This window comes from Streptantibioticus ferralitis (genome assembly GCF_029223525.1).
Lineage (GTDB): Bacteria > Actinomycetota > Actinomycetes > Streptomycetales > Streptomycetaceae > Streptantibioticus_A > Streptantibioticus_A ferralitis.
Map to the genome: position 1 here is coordinate 68,413 of NZ_JARHTQ010000017.1, position 17,063 is coordinate 85,475.

Genomic DNA, 17,063 nt, shown 5'->3' on the forward strand with positions numbered 1-17,063 from the left:
GCACATAGCAACCGTGAAGGCGGCGTGAAGCCCAGGCCAACTGCCAGATCTGATCGACTCGTTGGAGGAGCGCATGGTTTACACCGTCGTACTCGGCATTGTGATCGTCGCGCTCGGCGTCGGCAGCGTGGTGTACACGTTCTGGCACGAAGGCAGCCCGATCACCGCACGCCGCCGGCGCCACAACGGCGCCGGCTGAGCGCGAACACCAGCGAACGCCGGCGCGGACCCGCAGCTCAGCGAGGCGTCCGACCGCCGCGCTTGGCCTCGGCCGACGCACGGCCGGATGCCGCCCGCCGCTTCCACTCCCGGCGCCGCTCGGCGTGCAGCCGTGCGTCGGTGCGGGCGGCGATCCGGGCGTTCTCCCTGAGCAGCTTGAGATAGCTCTCCCATCGCCGCTGCGGCAGCGTGCCGTCCTCCAGTGCGCCGAGCACCGCGCAGCCCGGCTCCGCGGTATGCGCGCAGTCGTGGAACCGGCACTCCCGCGCCAACTCCTCGATCTCGGCGAAGACTTGGGCCACCCCGGACTCCGCGTCCCACATGCCGACGCCGCGCAGGCCCGGGGTATCGATCAGCACACCGCCACCGGGCAGCGGCAGCAGATCGCGGGTGGTCGTGGTGTGCCTGCCCTTTCCGTCCGCGTCGCGGATCGCCCGCACCTGCTGCGGCTCCTCCCCCAACAGGGCGTTGACCAGGGTGGACTTGCCCGCACCGGACTGGCCCAGCAGTACGGAGGTGGTCCCGGACAGGATCGCGGCGAGGACGTCGAGGCCCTCGCCGGTGACCGCGCTCACCGCGAGCACCTGGACACCGGGCGCCGCGGCCTCGGTGTCGGCGAGTAGATGGCCCAGGGCCGGGTCCGGCACCAGATCCGACTTGGTGAGTACCACGAGCGGCTGCGCACCGCTCTCCCAGGCGAGGGCCAGGAACCGTTCGACCCGGCCGAGATCGAGTTCGGCGGCGAGGGACACGGCCACCACCGCGTGGTCGACGTTGGCGGCCAGCACTTGTCCCTCGGAGCGCCGGGTCGAGGTGTTGCGGACGATGGCGGTGCTGCGCGGCAGCAACGCCCGTACCAGGAAGGGGTCGCCGCCGAGGTCGAGCGCCGCCCAGTCGCCGGTGCACACCCACTTCAGCGGGTCGGACGAAGTGATGGGAGCGATACCGGCCCTGACCGGGCCGCTCGCCGTGGCGGCGTCGCAGAGGTCGCCGTACACCCGGACAATACGGGCCGGAACCAGTCCCTCAGCCGCGTACGGGGCGAATGCGGTGTCAAGCGTGCTGTGCCAGCCGTAGCCGGAAAGCGAGGAGTTCAAGAGGGTCAACCTTCGGCAGGAGCGGGTTGGTTGGATGGAGTGACGTGGCATGCCGTCCGGATGTGGGCAGCGCCCAGCGCGATGACGGTCATCGGTCCTCACCTCCCGCTCTTCTCGTGACGACCGCGCGAAGTGCGCGGCCCTCATCAGCCGTTGGCATGTGGGACGTTACGTATCGTCCGGTTCGTCATCCACTGGTTTTTTCGCCGTGTCGTTCTCGGCGGGGCCGCCGTGTCGTCTGCCCGTCAGTCGGGCTCGCAGCTCCCGGTGCGGGAGGAAGCCCGCCCAGCGCTCGGGGAATTCGGCGGGCGGCTCGTCGGCGGGGCCGATCTCGTCGTCGGGGCTGTCGTGGTTCGCCGCGCGCCGGGCCTCGGCGCGCGCGACCATCTCCTCGGCGGCCTTCTCGTTCTCCCGCTCCCGTTCGGCGCGGGCCGCCGCGGTGGCCACCGACGGCCAGATCCGGTCTATGGCGGCGTTGACGGCCGCGCCGACCAGTACCGCGAACGCCGACACACCGATCCACAGCAGCACCGCCACCGGCGCGGCCAGCGAACCGTAGATCGTCGGCCCCTCGACGGTGTGCGTGAGGTAGATGCGCAGCAGGAAGCTGCCGAGCACCCAGATCAGCAGTGCGACGAGCGCGCCCGGAATGTCCTCGATCCATGGCGAGCGCACCGGCACGGACACGTGGTAGAGGGTGGTCAGAAAGGCGATGGACAGCACCAGCACCACCGGCCAGTACAGCGCGCTGACCACCGCCGCGCTGTGCGGGATCAGACTGACCACCGCCTCCGGCCCGGCGACCAGCAGCGGGAGCACGATCGCGCCGACGACCAGCGCGATGACATAGAGCCCGAAGGCGAGCAGCCGGGTGCGGACGATTCCGCGCCGCCCCTCCAGCCCGTACATGATCGTGATGGTGTCGACGAAGACGTTGACCGCGCGGGAGCCGGACCACAGGGCGATGATGAAGCCGAGCGAGATGACATCCGCCCGGCCGGTCCGGAAGACGGTGTCGACCAGCGGCCGGACCAGCTGGTTCACCCCCTTGTCCGACAGGACGGTGGCGGAGGCGGTGAGGATGTTCTTCCTGATGTGGCCGACGGTGTCGGCGCCGATGGCCACGTCGAGGTAGCCGATGGCGCCGACCAGGCCGAGCAGCAGCGGCGGCAGGGAGAGCAGCACGAAGAACGCGGCTTCCGCGGCGAGGCCGGTGACCCGGTACTCCAGGCAGGAGTTGAAGGTGTCCTTGACCAGCAGCCAGACCAGTTTCCGCTTCGAGACATTCCGGTACAGGGCCCGAGCCCTGTGCAACCGCCCTGGTCGCGGCGGTGGTGTTCCCTCTGCTGCCTCCACCTGCCTACCGTAGCTGCCATGGCTGCCCCTACACACACGGTGACCAACCAGGCTCCGCCGCTGGTCGCCTACGATGTCTACGCCTCCGACCCGGCCCTCACCGAGGGCGTCGCCCGGCACGCCGCGCCGGAGCGACTGGACGAGATCTCGGCGGAGCTGAGCGAGCTCGGCCGCGCTGCGGGTTCGGCGCAGGCCCAGCGCTGGGGTGAGCAGGCCAACGCCTACTCTCCCGTGCTGCGCACCCATGACCGGTACGGCAACCGTGTCGACGAGGTCGACTTCCATCCCAGCTGGCACCGGCTGCTCGGCCATGCCGTCTCCGCGGGCCTGACGGACGCCTGGTCCCGTCCGGACGGCCATCTGCGGCGAGCCGCCGGTTTCATCACCTGGACGCAGGTCGAGGCGGGGCACGGCTGCCCGCTGTCGATGACGCACGCGGCGGTGCCCACGCTGCGGCACGAGCCGTCACTGGCCGCGGAGTGGGAGCCGCTGCTGGCCTCCCGGGTCTACGAGCCGCAGCTGCTGCCGCCGGCCGAGAAGCCCGGCGCACTGTGCGGGATGGGCATGACCGAGAAGCAGGGCGGTTCCGACGTACGGGCCAACACCACCCGGGCCGAACCGCTGGCCGAAGAGGGAACGTATCTGCTCACCGGGCACAAATGGTTCTGCTCGGCGCCGATGTCCGACGCCTTCCTGGTCCTCGCCCAGGCGCCCGGAGGCCTGACCTGCTTCCTGCTGCCACGCGTACTGCCCGACGGGACCCGCAACACGTTCGCCATCCAACGGCTGAAGGACAAGCTCGGCAACCGCTCCAACGCCTCCTCCGAGGTGGAGTTCTCCGGAACCTGGGCGCGCCGGGTCGGCGAGGAGGGCCGCGGGGTCGCGACGATCATCGAGATGGTGGCGGCGACCCGGCTGGACTGCGTCTCCGGCTCGGCGGCGATCATGCGGCAGGCGGTGGCCCAGGCCATCCACCACACGGCGTACCGCGAGGCGTTCGGCGGGCTGCTGATCGACAAGCCGCTGATGCGCAACGTACTGGCCGACCTCGCCCTGGAGTCCGAGGCGGCGACCACCACCGCGCTGCGGCTGGCCGCCAGCTACGACAGCGACAGCGAGCACGAGCGGAACCTGCGGCGGGTCGCCGTTCCGGTGGCCAAGTACTGGGTGACCAAACGCTGCCCCGCGGTCGCGGGCGAGGCGCTGGAGTGCCTGGGCGGCAACGGCTACGTGGAGGACTCGGGCATGCCCCGGCTGTTCCGCGAGTCGCCGCTCAACTCCATCTGGGAGGGCTCGGGCAACGTCCAGGCGCTCGATGTGCTGCGCGCGCTGCAGCGCGAGCCGAACGTGCTGGGCGCCTTCCTCGGCGAGCTCGGCCTGTCCCGCGGCGCGGACCACCGGCTGGACGCCGCGATCAAGGACCTGCTGACCGAACTGGCCGACCTGGAGGGCATCGAGGCGCGCGCCCGCCGTGTGGTGGAGCGGATGGCACTGGTACTGCAGGGGTCGTTGCTGGTGCGCTTCGCTCCGCCGCAGGTCTCCGACGCGTTCTGCGCCTCCCGCCTGGGCGGCGACTGGGGCTCGGCGTTCGGCACCCTGCCGCACACCCTCGACCTGGCGTCAGTGGTGGACCGGGCCCGCCCGGTGACGTAGCTGTCACCTTCCGGGGCCCCGCCGGGAAGTCCCCTCGGCCGGAAGGCCGAAGCGTGGACAGGCGTGGGTGGTGCCGCGCCGACTCGGCACCACCCCGGCCTTCGACCGGCGGCCCCAGGGGGGGAAGGGGCTGCTGGTCCGACCCCGCGCCACTTTCCGGTAGGCCTGCATGCGGCGGCAACCGTTGCAGAACGTTGCACTTCTTTCGCGCATACCCGGCGCGGGCCGCCACCGGGACGGCACCATAAGGGACAACGCGGAAGGGCACGGGGGACGACAGCTCGGAGAGACCGCACGTGAACCAGCAGCCAGCAGACCCGGTGGTACTCACTCAGGCGCGTGACGCGGCACTGGCAGGCCGTCAACCGAGCGGCGAACCAAGACCGTTGATCGGCGACTCATGGCACCGGATGCTCCGCACCGGAGTCGACCCCGAGCGGGGCAACCACCTCGGCTTCCTGCCGCTCGACGAGATCGAGCACCGCCGCAGGACCTCCCCGCTCGGCGAGGTGCTGCCGACCCTGCATGAGTCGCTGCGATCCGTCACCGAGACCGGCTGCCATCTCGTCGTCGTCACCGACGCCGACGGCCGGGTGCTGTGGCGGGCCGGAAGCCCGGCGGTGCGGCGCAGCGCGGACCGCCTCGAACTGGTCGAGGGCGCCGCCTGGGCGGAGGAGGTGGCGGGCACCAACGGGATCGGCACCGCCCTGGTGACCCGGCGCCCGGTACAGGTGCACTCCACCGAGCACTATGTGCGCGCCCTGCACCAGTTGACCTGTGCCGCCGCGCCGCTGCACGATCCGCGCGACGGCCGACTGCTCGGTGCGGTGGACGTGACCTGTCCCGCCGCCACCACGCACCCCGCCACCCTCGCGCTGGTCAGCGCCGTCGCCCGGGTCGCCGAGGGTGAACTGCGGCTACGGCACTGGGAGTCGGTCGAGCGGCTGCGGTCAGCCGCCGCGCCGGTGCTGGCCCGGCTGGACGGCCAGGCGGTCGCCGTGGACCGCGACGGCTGGACGGCGGCGATCACCGGGCTGCCGCCGATGGACCGGGTGGCGCTGCCCGACTCCCCCATGGCTGGCGAGACATGGCTGCCGTCGCTCGGGCAGTGTGTGCTGGAGCCGCTGCCCGGCGGCTGGTTGGTGCGGGTCGGCCCGGCGCCGAAGCGGGAGACCGCCGCCCCGAGCCGGGTCACCTTGGACCTGACCTGCGCCCGGTCCTGGACGGTCACCGTCAGCGGCCCGTCCGGTAGTTGGTCGCAGCGGCTCAGTCCCCGCCACGCCGAGCTGCTGTTCGCCCTCGCCGTCCATCGGTGCGGGCGCAGCGCCGCGCAGCTGGCGGCCGATCTGTTCGGCGACGCCACCCGTGAGGTGACGGTGCGCGCCGAACTGTCCCGGCTGCGGCGGAACTTGGCGGGGGTACTGGCCCATCGCCCCTACCGCTTCGCCGACGAGGTGGCGGTCGGACTGCTGCGGCCCGACGACCCGGTGGATCTGCTGCCGTTCTCCTCGGCCCCGGTGGTACGGGCGGCGCGCGGCGCGGTACGCCCTGACGGCGGCCCTTTGGCCTAGCTGTGTTGTCCCGCGGGGTTGTTCACCCGGCTGATCGGTGGCTGGCCTGCGCGTGCGGTGTGGCAGCGATGGTGGTTGTACGCGTGCGGGAAGTCTTCGAGGGCCGCGTTGCGCTCGGTGTTGCTGGTGCAGGGCCGCAGCAGTTGCTCGCCGCGGATCGGCGGTAGCGCGGCCGCCGCGATCCATGACACCCGGACAGCCGAGATCCGGCAGAAGGAAGTGTCCGCCGCGGCGGGGCGCGACCACGATGGTGTGGACCGCCGGTGCCCAACCGCCGGCAACCCGACGAAGATCCACCGAACCGGCCGAGCCCGCTCGCGGCGGAACCTGGCCGGACCGGGCGTCCCGGGGGCGGATCCGCGGGGCGGCGGCAAGCCGCCCGGCGGGTGGCACACTGGTCGCATGCCGGAGCTACCGGAGGTCGAAGCTCTCAGCGGGTTCCTGGCCGAGCGGCTGACCGGGCGCGAGGTCGCCCGGGTGTACCCGGTGTCCGTCCAGGTGCTGAAGACCTACGATCCGCCGCTGACCGGCCTTGAGGGCCGCACTGTCACCGGCGTCGGACGGCATGGGAAGTTCCTGGACATCGTGGCCGACGACGGCACGCACCTGGTCGTCCATCTGGCCCGGGCGGGCTGGTTGCGGTGGAAGGACAAGCTGCCGGACGAGCCGCCGCGTCCCGGCAAGGGGCCGCTGGCGCTGCGGCTGCGCCTCGCCGAGCCGCGGGGGGCGGGTTTCGATCTGACCGAGGCAGGTACGCACAAGCGGCTCGCCGTGTACTGCGTACGTGATCCGGCCGAAGTGCCGGGAATCGCCCGGCTGGGCCCCGACCCGCTGGACCAGGCGTTCACCCTGGACGTCTTCGCGGGGCTGCTGGCGGGCGAGCGCCGCCAGATCAAGGGCGTGCTGCGGGATCAGTCGGTGATCGCCGGGATCGGCAACGCGTACTCGGACGAGGTGCTGCACGCCGCCCGGATGTCCCCGTTCAAGATCGCCGCGTCGCTGGACGAGGGCGAGGTCAGCGCGCTGTACGAGGCGCTCCGCGAGACGCTGCGCGATGCCGTTCGACGATCGCGGGGGCTGGTCGCGGGCGAGTTGAAGGCCGAGAAGAAGAGCGGCCTGCGGGTCCACGGACGCACCGGTCAGCCGTGCCCGGTCTGCGGCGACACGGTACGGGAGGTGTCGTACCACGACTCGTCGCTGCAGTACTGCCCCACCTGCCAGACCGGCGGCCGACCGCTCGCGGACCGGCGGCTGTCCCGGTTGCTCAAGTAGCGTCCGGCGACTGGCCGGTGGACACCCGGGCCAGCTCCGACCGGCGGTAGGAGTATCCGAAGTAGACGATGAGCCCGACCACGAACCACACGGCGAACCGCGCCCATGTCTGCCAGTGCAGGAACGTGATCAGCCAGACCGAGAAGACCGCGCCGAGCGCGGGCACCACCGGCATGCCGGGGCAGCGGAAGGCGCGTGGCAGGTCGGGCTGCCGGTAGCGCAGCACCACCACGGCGACGCAGACCACGACGAACGCCAGCAGGATGCCGATGTTGGTCAGCTCGGCCGCCGTGCCGATCGGCACGAATCCGGCGATGGCCGCGGAGGCCACGCCGACGATCCAGGTCACCCGGATCGGGACGTGCCGCCTGGGATGCGTGTGCGCGAACCATCTCGGCAGCAGCCCGTCCCGGCTCATCGAGTACCAGACGCGGGTCACCCCGAGCATGAACGTGAACATCACCGTGAGGATGCCGATGATCGCGCCCACCGCGACCACGTTCGCGATGCCGTTCAGTCCCACCGACTTGAACGCCGTGGAGAAGCCGCTGGTCTTGTTGATGTCCGTGTAGCGCTGCATACCGGTCAGCACCAGACACGCCAGTACGTACAGCACCATCGAGACGGCGAGCGAGTAGACGATCGCCCTGGGCATGTGGCGCTGGGCGTCCTTGGACTCCTCGGCCGCCGTGCTCATCGCGTCGTAGCCGAAGACGGCGAAGAAGACGGTGGCGGCGCCGGTGAAGCTGCCGGCCACTCCGTAGGGGAAGAACGGGTGGTAGTTGGCGGTGTTGATGTGGAAGAAGCCGACCGCGATGACCAGCAGCACCACCGCGACCTTGATGCCGACCACCGTGGTCTCGAAGCGGGCGGCGCTCCTGATGCCGCGGGTGAGCAGATAGGCGATCAGCAGACACAGCACGGCGGCGAACACGTCGACCCGGTGACCGGAACCGGTGCCCGGGGCGCCGAGCATCCACGCCGGCAGTTTGATCCCGGCCTGGCTCAGCAGGAAGTCGAAGTACCCGGAGATGCCGATGGCCACCACAGCGACGATAGCGGTGTACTCCAGCAGCAGGTCCCAGCCGATGAACCAGCCCACGAGTTCCCCGAGCACCGCGTACCCGTACGTGTAGGCGGATCCGGCTCTGGGGATGAGCCCGGCGAACTCGGCGTAGCTCAACGCCGCCGCCGCGCTGGCGACGCCCGCGATCAGGAACGACACCACGACCGCGGGCCCCGCGATGCCGTTGGCGACGGTCCCGGCCAGGGTGAAGATCCCGGCGCCGATGATGCCGCCGATGCCGATGGCGGTGAGCTGCCACAGCCCGAGGGTGCGGGTGAGCCGTCCTCCGGTCGCCGCGGCCTCGCTGTCCTCGATCTCCTCGATCGTTGCGACCGGCTTACGGCGCAGCACGCCCTGTCCGGCCCGGAGTGCGGCCATGGTGTGTCCTCTCCGCCGATCCGCCGATCCGCCGATCCGCCGACAGCTGACGGCGGCCCATCGTGGCCGACGCCCCACCGCCGTGGAAGACGGCGCTCCGCCTGATGCCCCGTCGGGTCCAATGGGCGGACGGAGATGGATGTCCGCCCCCGCGCGGCTACCGGTTGCGGGGGCGGACCGTGCTGGGCGCGGAGCGTCAGTACTTCGAGCCCGCGCGGCGACGCAGCAGGTAGACACCGCCGCCGGTGACCGCGGCGGCCAGCAGCGTGGCACCGAGGGCGGCCTGGACGGTGTTGATCCCGCCGTGGCTGCCGCCGACGCCGGTCTTGGCGCCCTTGGTCGGCGTACTGGCAGTGGTCGAACCGGACGTCGAGCTCGACGTCGAGCCGGAGGTCTTGCCGGACTTGGTGACCGTGGACTTGCCGTAGATGTCGCCGACGGTGAAGTCCCCGCCGGTGACGGACTTACCGCCGCAGGTGGCGGTGATCTTGTAGGCGCCGTTCTTGGCCGTGGAGAAGATCTTCACCGTGGCGACCGAGGAGCCCTGGTTGACGATCCCCTTGAGCGCGGTACGCGAGAAGACACTGGACTCGACGATGGCGTCGTTGGACTTGCCGCTGCCACGGCACGAGCTGCCGTCCACCGTGATGGTCAGCGTCCCACCGGCCTTCACGTCCTTGGGGGTGACGATGATGTTGTTCGGGGCGGACGGGTCCGCAGCCGCCGCCGCGAGGGGGGCGGACAGGCCGAGGGCGGCGCCGGCGACGACGGTGGCTGCGAGGGCACGAGTGACGAACATGGTGATCCTCCGTTGGACGCGCCTGGGGCGAGGCGCCCCGGGATCGGCTGGAACACGTCCACGTCGAGACTCACCCGGCCCTTATGCCCCCGCATCCGGGGGCATGGCTGCGCCGAGCGTGAATCCTTGCCGTGAAGGGAGTTGGGGCCGGTAATACCGCAGGTCACGCGGGATCGAAGATTGTTTGTGATGTTCACTCGGACGGCGGTGGCCCCATCGGGCGTGCGCACCATCGCGGCGCCACCACCCATTCGCCCGTCAGATATCGCCCGTCTGAAGGACCGCGACTAGCGTTCCGCACAGCGAGGCTTCAGGAGGAGGCATGGCGGAGATACCCCGGATACCGGAGCCGATACGGCATCAGCCGGACGCGGGCGCTGATGCCGACCGCCGCCCCGGACGGCGCGGCGGCCTGCTGGCCCCCGTCGCGATAGTCCTGACCGCGCTGCTGGGTGGATACCTGATCCACGACGGCACCCGGACCGAGGGCCCCCCGCGCCCCACCACCGTCGACTCACCCGCCGACCCCTCACCGTCCACCGCCCGCAGCCCGGCACCACTGCCGTTCGCCGCGCCTTCCCGGATCAGGATCCCGGCCATCAGGGTCGACGCTCCGGTGATGAGGGTCGGCCTGGACAAGGACGGCGGCGTCGGCGCGCCGCCACCAGCCGACAAGAACCTCGCCGCCTGGTACCGCCAGGGCCCCGCCCCCGGGCAGCGCGGGACGGCGGTCATGGACGGACACGTCGACAACAAGGCGGGCCCCGCGGTCTTCTACAACCTCGGCGCCCTGCACAAGGGCGACCACATCGAGGTGGCGCGGGTCGACGGCAGGACGGCGGTCTTCACCATCTACGGCATCGAGCTGTTCGCCAAGAACGCCTTCCCCGCCCAGCGGGTCTACGGCGACACCGGGCGCCCCGAAGTGCGGGTGATCACCTGCGGCGGCGCCTTCAGCAGGCGGAACGGATACGCCGGGAACGTCGTGGTCTTCGCACGGCTGAGCGCCGAGCGCTGAGACCCCCGCCTGCGCCGCGGCCGACCGCGCCCATGGTTGGGTGTGCCGCATGACCATCACCGTGACCACCTGGTCCATGGAGCAGACCTCCGCCGCCGATCTGCGCCCCGCTGACGGGCCCGAGCCGCCCGCCGGGATCCGGGTCGTCCGGGCCGAGCTGCCGAGTCCGGCGTTCAACCGGTTCCTGTACACGGCCGTCGGCGCGGACGTCTCCTGGACCGACCGGCTGGGCTGGAACCACGCGCGGTGGCAGGCGTATCTGGAGCAGCCGGGTGTGGAGACCTGGGTGGCGTACGAGCGCGGCACACCCGCGGGGTACATCGAGTTGGAGGGGCAGGACGAGGGCCAGGTGGAGATCGCCTACTTCGGTCTGCTGCCCGAGTTCCGCGGCCGCCGGATCGGGGGACTGCTGCTGTCGTACGGGACGGCCCGCGCCTGGGACCTGGCGGAGCGTTGGCCGCACCGGCCGCCGACGAAGCGGGTGTGGGTGCACACCTGCAGCCTGGACGGGCCGCACGCGTTGGCCAATTATGAGCGGCGCGGCTTCCGGACCTTCGCGACGGTGACCGGCGAGGAGGACAAGCAGCTGGTCGAGGGTCCCTGGCCTGGCGCGGCGCGGTGACCCGGGACACACCGTCTCGACATTCGGGAAAAGCGCGTCCACATTCTGGATAATGGTGGACTCCCGCGAGAGCGGCATGCCACGCTTCCGTCATGTCTCGCGCTGGAATCGCCTTGGTAGGTCGACTGCACGTCGACCTTGGCCGCATGTCCAGCGCCATCTGTCCGGCGAGCTGACCGTCCAGCGCCGACCCGTCCACGCTTTGACGCCGTCGCGGACACCCGGGTGCCCACTGCCACGGTAATCGCAGGCCAGGGCGGCCCCGCGGGTCCGCATCACGCACCATCACCTGCTTGAAGGACCGCATCGCCATGGCCAGCACACCCAATCCCGCACAAGCCGCACCGTCCCGCCGCAAGGCCGGCCGCCACCGCGGCGAGGGGCAGTGGGCCGTCGGCCACTTCACGCCACTCAACGCCAACGAGCAGTTCAAGAAGGACGATGACGGTCTCAATGTGCGGACACGCATTGAGACGATCTACGCCCACCGGGGCTTCGACTCCATCGACCCGGCCGACCTGCGCGGACGGATGCGCTGGTGGGGGCTGTACACCCAGCGCAAGCCCGGCATCGACGGCGGCAAGACCGCGATCCTGGAGCCGGAGGAGCTGGACGACAAGTACTTCATGATGCGGGTGCGCATCGACGGCGGACGGCTGACCGTCGCCCAGCTGCGCGCCATCGGCGAGGTGTCCGAGCAGTACGCCCGGGGCACCGCCGACATCACCGACCGCCAGAACATCCAGCTGCACTGGGTCAGGATCGAGGACGTACCGGCGATCTGGCAGAAGCTGGAGGCCGTCGGACTGTCGACCACCGAGGCGTGCGGCGACTGCCCGCGGGTGATCATCGGCTCCCCGGTGGCGGGCATCGCCGCCGACGAGATCATCGACGGAACGCCCGCGGTCGACGAGATCCACCGGCGGTACATCGGCAGCAAGGAGTTCTCCAACCTGCCGCGCAAGTTCAAGACCGCCGTCTCGGGCTCCCCGGTCCAGGACGTGGTCCACGAGATCAACGACATCGCGTTCGTCGGTGTCGTGCACCCCGAGCACGGCCCCGGCTTCGACCTGTGGGTCGGCGGCGGGCTGTCCACCAACCCGCGGCTGGCGGAGCGCCTCGGGACCTGGGTGCCGCTCGACGAGGTGGCCGATGTGTGGGCGGGTGTCGTCGGCATCTTCCGCGACTATGGCTACCGGCGGCTGCGCACCCGCGCCCGGCTGAAGTTCCTGATGGCCGACTGGGGACCGGAGAAGTTCCGCCAGGTACTGGAGGACGAGTACCTCGGGCGCAAGCTGCTCGACGGTCCGGCCCCAGATCAGCCCAGCAACCGCTGGCGTGACCACATCGGCGTCCACCAGCAGCAGGACGGCCGCTGCTACGTCGGCTTCGCACCGCGCGTCGGCCGGGTGGACGGCACCACCCTGACGAAGATCGCGGAACTGGCCGCCGCCCACGGCTCGGACCGGCTGCGCACCACCGTCGAGCAGAAGATGATCATCCTCGATGTGGAGCGGGACCAGGTCGACTCGCTCGTCGCCAGTCTGGAGGCCCTCGACTTCCAGGTCACCCCGTCGCCGTTCCGGCGCGGCACCATGGCCTGCACCGGCATCGAGTTCTGCAAGCTCGCCATCGTCGAGACCAAGGCGCGCGCCTCCTCGCTCATCGACGAACTGGAGCGCCGGATACCGGACTTCACCGAGCCCATCACCATCAACGTCAACGGCTGCCCCAACGCCTGCGCCCGCATCCAGACCGCGGACATCGGGCTCAAGGGCCAGTTGGTGCTGGACGACGAGGGCCGGCAGGTCGAGGGCTTCCAGGTGCACCTGGGCGGCGCGCTGGGCCTGGAGCCCGGCTTCGGCCGCAAGGTCCGCGGCCTGAAGGTCACCGCCGAGGAACTGCCCGACTACGTCGAGCGGGTGCTCCGCCGCTTCCAGGCCGAGCGCGCGGACGGCGAGCGCTTCGCCACCTGGGCGGCGCGGGCGAGCGAGGAGGCACTGTCGTGAGTGGGCGTGCCACGCCGTTCTACTGCCCGTACTGCGGCGACGAGGACCTGCGGCCCTCCGAGGAGGGCCATGGCGCATGGGAATGCGGTGCGTGCAACCGGGCGTTCCGGCTGTCGTTCATCGGACTGCTGGCCAAGGGCCTACGGCGGGACAACGACCAAGGGAGCGGCAGAACATGACAGCCGATCACATACCGGGCGATGCGGAGCTCCAGGAGTTGGCCGAGCGGGCGGGCCGCGAGCTGGAGGACGCCGACGCGCTGGACATCCTGCGGTGGACGGCGGACACCTTCGGACCGCGCTGGTGCGTCACGTCCTCGATGGAGGACGCGGTGGTGGCCCATCTGGCCTCCCGGGTCTCCCCCGGCGTGGACGTGGTCTTCCTCGACACCGGCTACCACTTCCCGGAGACCATCGGGACCCGTGACGCGGTGGCCGCGGTGATGGACGTCAACGTCATCACCCTCACCCCGCGCCAGACGGTCGCGGAACAGGACGCGGAGTACGGCGAGAAGCTGCACGACCGCGACCCGGATCTGTGCTGCGCGCTGCGCAAGGTCCAGCCACTTGAAGAAGGGCTGCGGGTCTATCACGCCTGGGCCACCGGCCTGCGCCGCGACGAGTCGCCGACCCGGGCCGGCACACCGGTCGTCGGCTGGGACGCCAAGCGCCGAAAGGTCAAGGTCTCCCCCATCGCCCGCTGGACGCAGGGCGACGTCGACACGTACATCGCCGAGCACGGTGTGCTCGCCAATCCGCTGCTGTCGGACGGCTACGCCTCCGTCGGCTGCGCGCCCTGCACCCGGCGCGTCCTGGTGGGCGAGGACGCCCGAGCGGGCCGCTGGGCGGGGCGGGCGAAGACGGAATGCGGGCTGCACGGATGACGGACCATGAGGAGACGACGGTGACGGACCAGGGCGCCACGATCTGGCTCACCGGCCTGCCCAGCGCGGGCAAGACCACCATCGCCCGCACGCTGGCGCGTACGCTGCGCGACGGCGGCCACCGGGTGGAGGTGCTGGACGGCGACGAGATCCGTGAGTTCCTGTCCGCCGGGCTCGGGTTCACCCGTGAGGACCGGCACACCAATGTGCAACGCATCGGCTTCGTGGCCGAGTTGCTGGCATCGAACGGCGTCAAGGCGCTGGTCCCGGTGATCGCGCCGTACGCGGACAGCCGGGAAGCGGTGCGCAAGCGCCATGAGCGCAACGGCACCCCCTACGTCGAGGTGCACGTGGCGACGCCGGTGGAGGTGTGCTCGGTACGCGATGTGAAAGGCCTGTACGCGAAGCAGGCAGCCGGGGAGATCTCCGGTCTGACCGGGGTGGACGACCCGTACGAGCCGCCGGAGGCGCCGGACCTGCGGATCGAGGCGCACCGGCAGAGCGTCACCGAATCCGCGGCAACACTGCATGCCGCGCTGACCGAGAGGGGACTGCTGTGAGCGACGCGCACGCGGCCGCTCGGCCGCAGGCGGCGACGATGGCCGCACCCGTGCGCCGGGCGGGCGACGGTGACATCAGCCGCTGGCGCGGCGGGGCGAACGAAAGGGGCGCGGCGTGACGACGGCCACGCAGGCGGCGGAGGGCACCGACAGCCCGTACGCCCTGAGCCACTTGGACGCTTTGGAGTCCGAGGCGGTGCACATCTTCCGTGAGGTGGCGGGGGAGTTCGAGCGGCCGGTGATCCTTTTCTCCGGTGGCAAGGACTCGATCGTCATGCTGCATCTGGCGCTGAAGGCGTTCGCTCCGGCGGCGGTGCCGTTCGGGCTGCTGCATGTGGACACCGGGCACAACTTCCCCGAGGTACTGGACTACCGCGACCGTACGGTGGCCGCGCACGGCTTGCGGCTGCATGTGGCCAGCGTGCAGGACTACATCGACGACGGGCGGCTGCGCGAGCGCCCCGACGGCACCCGCAACCCGTTGCAGACCGTTCCGCTGCTGGACGCGATCGGCGAGGGCCGCTACGACGCGGTGTTCGGCGGTGGCCGCCGGGACGAGGAGAAGGCGCGGGCCAAGGAGCGGGTGTTCAGTCTCCGGGACGAGTTCGGCGCCTGGGATCCGCGGCGGCAGCGCCCGGAGTTGTGGCAGCTGTACAACGGCCGCCATGCGCCGGGTGAGCATGTGCGGGTGTTCCCGTTGTCCAACTGGACCGAGTTGGACGTGTGGCAGTACATCGCCCGCGAGGGCATCGAGCTGCCGGAGATCTACTACGCGCACCAGCGCGAGGTGTTCTCCCGGGACGGAATGTGGCTGACCGCGGGCGAGTGGGGCGGTCCGAAGCCGGGGGAGGCCGTCGAGCGGCGGCTGATCCGCTACCGCACGGTGGGCGACATGTCGTGCACCGGTGCGGTCGATTCGGACGCGGTCACGATCGAGCAGGTCATCGCGGAGATCGCCGCCTCGCGGTTGACCGAGCGCGGCGCGACCCGCGCCGACGACAAGCTGTCCGAGGCCGCGATGGAAGACCGCAAGCGCGAGGGATACTTCTAGATGAGCACCACTACCGAGCGCCTGGCGGCCACCTCGCTGCTGCGCTTCGCCACCGCCGGATCCGTGGACGACGGCAAGTCGACGCTGGTCGGCCGGTTGCTGCACGACTCCAAGTCGGTGCTGGCCGACCAGTTGGAGGCCGTTGAGCACGCCTCGCGCCGGCGCGGCCAACAGGCCCCGGACCTCGCCCTGTTGACCGACGGGCTGCGGGCGGAGCGGGAGCAGGGCATCACCATCGATGTCGCCTACCGCTACTTCGCCACCCCCAGGCGGCGGTTCATCCTGGCCGACACCCCCGGGCATGTGCAGTACACCCGCAACATGGTGACCGGTGCCTCCACCGCGGAGTTGACGGTCGTGCTGGTCGACGCGCGCAACGGCGTGGTCGAGCAGACCCGCCGCCATGCCGCCGTCGCCGCGCTGCTGCGGGTGCCGCATGTGGTGCTGGCGGTGAACAAGATGGACCTGGCCGAGTACGCCGAGCCGGTCTTCGCCGCGATCGCCGAGGAGTTCACCGCATACGCGGCATCGCTGGGGGTGCCCGAGGTCACCGCGATCCCGATCTCCGCGCTCAACGGCGACAACGTCGTGACGCCCTCCGCCCGCATGGACTGGTACGGCGGCCCGACGATCCTGGAGCACCTGGAGACGGTCCCGGTCGGCTCCGACCCGACCGACGCACCGGCCCGCTTTCCGGTGCAGTACGTGATCCGGCCGCAGACGGCCGAGCACCACGACTACCGCGGCTACGCGGGCCAGATCGCCTCCGGTGTGCTGCGGGTCGGCGACCCGGTGACGGTGCTGCCGTCCGGCGCCACCAGCACCATCGCCGCTATCGACGCGCTCGGCGAACCGGTGGACGTGGCCTGGGCGCCGCAGTCGGTGACCGTGCTGCTCGCCGACGACCTCGACGTCTCCCGCGGTGACCTCATCGCGCCGTCGAGGACCGCCCCCGCGCCCACCCAGGACGTCAGGGCCACCGCCTGCCATCTGCACGAGCGTCCGCTGCGGGTCGGCGACCGGGTGCTGCTCAAGCACGGCACCCGTACCGTCAAGGCCATCGTCAAGGAGCTGCCGTACCGGATCAACCTCACCGAGGGCCTGGCGCACGAGGCCGCCCCCGGTGAACTGGCCGCCAACGACATCGGCGCCGTGGTGCTGCGTACCGCGCAGCCGCTGCCGCTGGACGCCTATGCGGACTCCCGGCTGACCGGCTCGTTCCTGCTGATCGATCCGGCCGACGGAACCACGCTGACCGCCGGGATGGTGGGCGAGGCGTTCGCCGCCGGCAACGGGGGCGACTGCGCGGTGGACGACGATGGTTGGGACTTCTGATGACCACCGAGACCTTCTCCGGCTTCGCGAAGGAGGGCGGCCGCGTCGGCAGCGGCACGCTCGGCAGCGGCCAGGGCGGAGTGTCGCGGTGTGCACGGTGACCCGCGCACACCGCTGTACCGCAAACCGCCCTCCCCCCGCACCACGCCACGTCCCCATCGACCCGGGCGCGCC

The 17,063-nt window shown here is 71.1% G+C and carries 18 protein-coding genes and 1 pseudogene; 14 read left to right on the plus strand and 5 right to left on the minus strand.

Annotation, left to right across the window (positions count from 1 at the left end; genetic code table 11):
- Positions 1-61 precede the first annotated feature (61 nt).
- Positions 62-199 (plus strand): hypothetical protein, encoded by a 138-nt coding sequence (locus P2L57_RS24025; RefSeq protein WP_275817938.1) that lies wholly within the window; start codon positions 62-64, stop codon positions 197-199.
- A 37-nt stretch (positions 200-236) separates the two neighbouring features.
- On the opposite strand, the gene rsgA is transcribed toward P2L57_RS24025, so the two are convergent.
- Together rsgA and P2L57_RS24035 are read right to left on the minus strand one after the other, a co-directional pair.
- Positions 237-1,367: a ribosome small subunit-dependent GTPase A gene (gene rsgA, locus P2L57_RS24030; protein ID WP_275817940.1), complete on the minus strand. Its 1,131-nt coding sequence runs from the start codon at positions 1,365-1,367 to the stop codon at positions 237-239.
- Between the two features lie 117 nt (positions 1,368-1,484).
- A complete protein-coding gene (locus P2L57_RS24035) occupies positions 1,485-2,672 on the minus strand; it encodes a YihY/virulence factor BrkB family protein (RefSeq protein ID WP_275817942.1) in 1,188 nt (395 codons plus the stop codon).
- Between the two features lie 18 nt (positions 2,673-2,690).
- Here P2L57_RS24035 and P2L57_RS24040 point away from each other — a divergent pair, with 18 nt between their 5' ends.
- Positions 2,691-4,325, plus strand: coding sequence for an acyl-CoA dehydrogenase family protein (locus P2L57_RS24040; RefSeq protein WP_275817944.1), 1,635 nt, complete (start codon positions 2,691-2,693; stop codon positions 4,323-4,325).
- A gap of 296 nt (positions 4,326-4,621) precedes the next feature.
- On the plus strand, positions 4,622-5,896 hold the full coding sequence (locus tag P2L57_RS24045; protein WP_344184256.1) for a GAF domain-containing protein: 1,275 nt from the start codon (positions 4,622-4,624) through the stop codon (positions 5,894-5,896).
- Here P2L57_RS24045 and P2L57_RS24050 read toward each other — a convergent pair.
- Positions 5,893-6,036: pseudogene (locus tag P2L57_RS24050) on the minus strand (IS481 family transposase); the annotation flags it as partial. The gene P2L57_RS24045 and the pseudogene P2L57_RS24050 sit on opposite strands and share 4 nt — an antisense overlap.
- A gap of 262 nt (positions 6,037-6,298) precedes the next feature.
- Here P2L57_RS24050 and P2L57_RS24055 point away from each other — a divergent pair.
- Positions 6,299-7,168, plus strand: a complete 870-nt coding sequence (locus P2L57_RS24055) for an Fpg/Nei family DNA glycosylase (protein ID WP_275817949.1) — start codon at positions 6,299-6,301, stop codon at positions 7,166-7,168.
- Here P2L57_RS24055 and P2L57_RS24060 read toward each other — a convergent pair.
- Together P2L57_RS24060 and P2L57_RS24065 are read right to left on the minus strand one after the other, a co-directional pair.
- Positions 7,161-8,612 (minus strand): amino acid permease, encoded by a 1,452-nt coding sequence (locus P2L57_RS24060; protein WP_275817951.1) that lies wholly within the window; start codon positions 8,610-8,612, stop codon positions 7,161-7,163. The genes P2L57_RS24055 and P2L57_RS24060 overlap by 8 nt on opposite strands.
- A gap of 196 nt (positions 8,613-8,808) precedes the next feature.
- A complete protein-coding gene (locus tag P2L57_RS24065; RefSeq protein WP_275817953.1) occupies positions 8,809-9,411 on the minus strand; it encodes a hypothetical protein in 603 nt (200 codons plus the stop codon).
- Between the two features lie 322 nt (positions 9,412-9,733).
- Between P2L57_RS24065 and P2L57_RS24070 the strand changes: the two genes are divergently transcribed.
- From P2L57_RS24070 to P2L57_RS24110, 10 genes are all read left to right on the plus strand, one after another.
- The gene (locus P2L57_RS24070; protein WP_275817955.1) at positions 9,734-10,429 is read left to right on the plus strand and encodes a class F sortase; all 696 of its coding nucleotides are present in this window, start codon (positions 9,734-9,736) and stop codon (positions 10,427-10,429) included.
- 49 nt (positions 10,430-10,478) lie between these two features.
- A complete protein-coding gene (locus P2L57_RS24075) occupies positions 10,479-11,051 on the plus strand; it encodes a GNAT family N-acetyltransferase (RefSeq protein WP_275817957.1) in 573 nt (190 codons plus the stop codon).
- Between the two features lie 92 nt (positions 11,052-11,143).
- The gene (locus P2L57_RS40845) at positions 11,144-11,227 is read left to right on the plus strand and encodes a putative leader peptide (protein ID WP_342673503.1); all 84 of its coding nucleotides are present in this window, start codon (positions 11,144-11,146) and stop codon (positions 11,225-11,227) included.
- Positions 11,228-11,362: 135 nt separating this feature from the next.
- Entirely contained in the window at positions 11,363-13,060 is a 1,698-nt protein-coding gene (locus P2L57_RS24080) for a nitrite/sulfite reductase (RefSeq protein ID WP_275818111.1), read from the plus strand.
- On the plus strand, positions 13,057-13,239 hold the full coding sequence (locus P2L57_RS24085; RefSeq protein ID WP_275817959.1) for a hypothetical protein: 183 nt from the start codon (positions 13,057-13,059) through the stop codon (positions 13,237-13,239). The genes P2L57_RS24080 and P2L57_RS24085 overlap by 4 nt, the downstream gene beginning before the upstream one ends.
- Complete coding sequence (locus P2L57_RS24090) at positions 13,236-13,943, plus strand: phosphoadenylyl-sulfate reductase (RefSeq protein WP_275817961.1); 708 nt, start codon at positions 13,236-13,238, stop codon at positions 13,941-13,943. Before P2L57_RS24085 ends, P2L57_RS24090 begins: the two co-directional genes overlap by 4 nt.
- Positions 13,925-14,503 (plus strand): adenylyl-sulfate kinase, encoded by a 579-nt coding sequence (cysC, locus tag P2L57_RS24095; RefSeq protein WP_372515887.1) that lies wholly within the window; start codon positions 13,925-13,927, stop codon positions 14,501-14,503. Before P2L57_RS24090 ends, cysC begins: the two co-directional genes overlap by 19 nt.
- Entirely contained in the window at positions 14,500-14,622 is a 123-nt protein-coding gene (locus P2L57_RS24100; protein WP_275817965.1) for a hypothetical protein, read from the plus strand. The genes cysC and P2L57_RS24100 overlap by 4 nt, the downstream gene beginning before the upstream one ends.
- Entirely contained in the window at positions 14,619-15,554 is a 936-nt protein-coding gene (cysD, locus tag P2L57_RS24105) for a sulfate adenylyltransferase subunit CysD (RefSeq protein WP_275817967.1), read from the plus strand. Before P2L57_RS24100 ends, cysD begins: the two co-directional genes overlap by 4 nt.
- Positions 15,555-16,889: a sulfate adenylyltransferase subunit 1 gene (locus P2L57_RS24110; protein WP_275817969.1), complete on the plus strand. Its 1,335-nt coding sequence runs from the start codon at positions 15,555-15,557 to the stop codon at positions 16,887-16,889.
- Positions 16,890-17,063 lie beyond the last annotated feature (174 nt).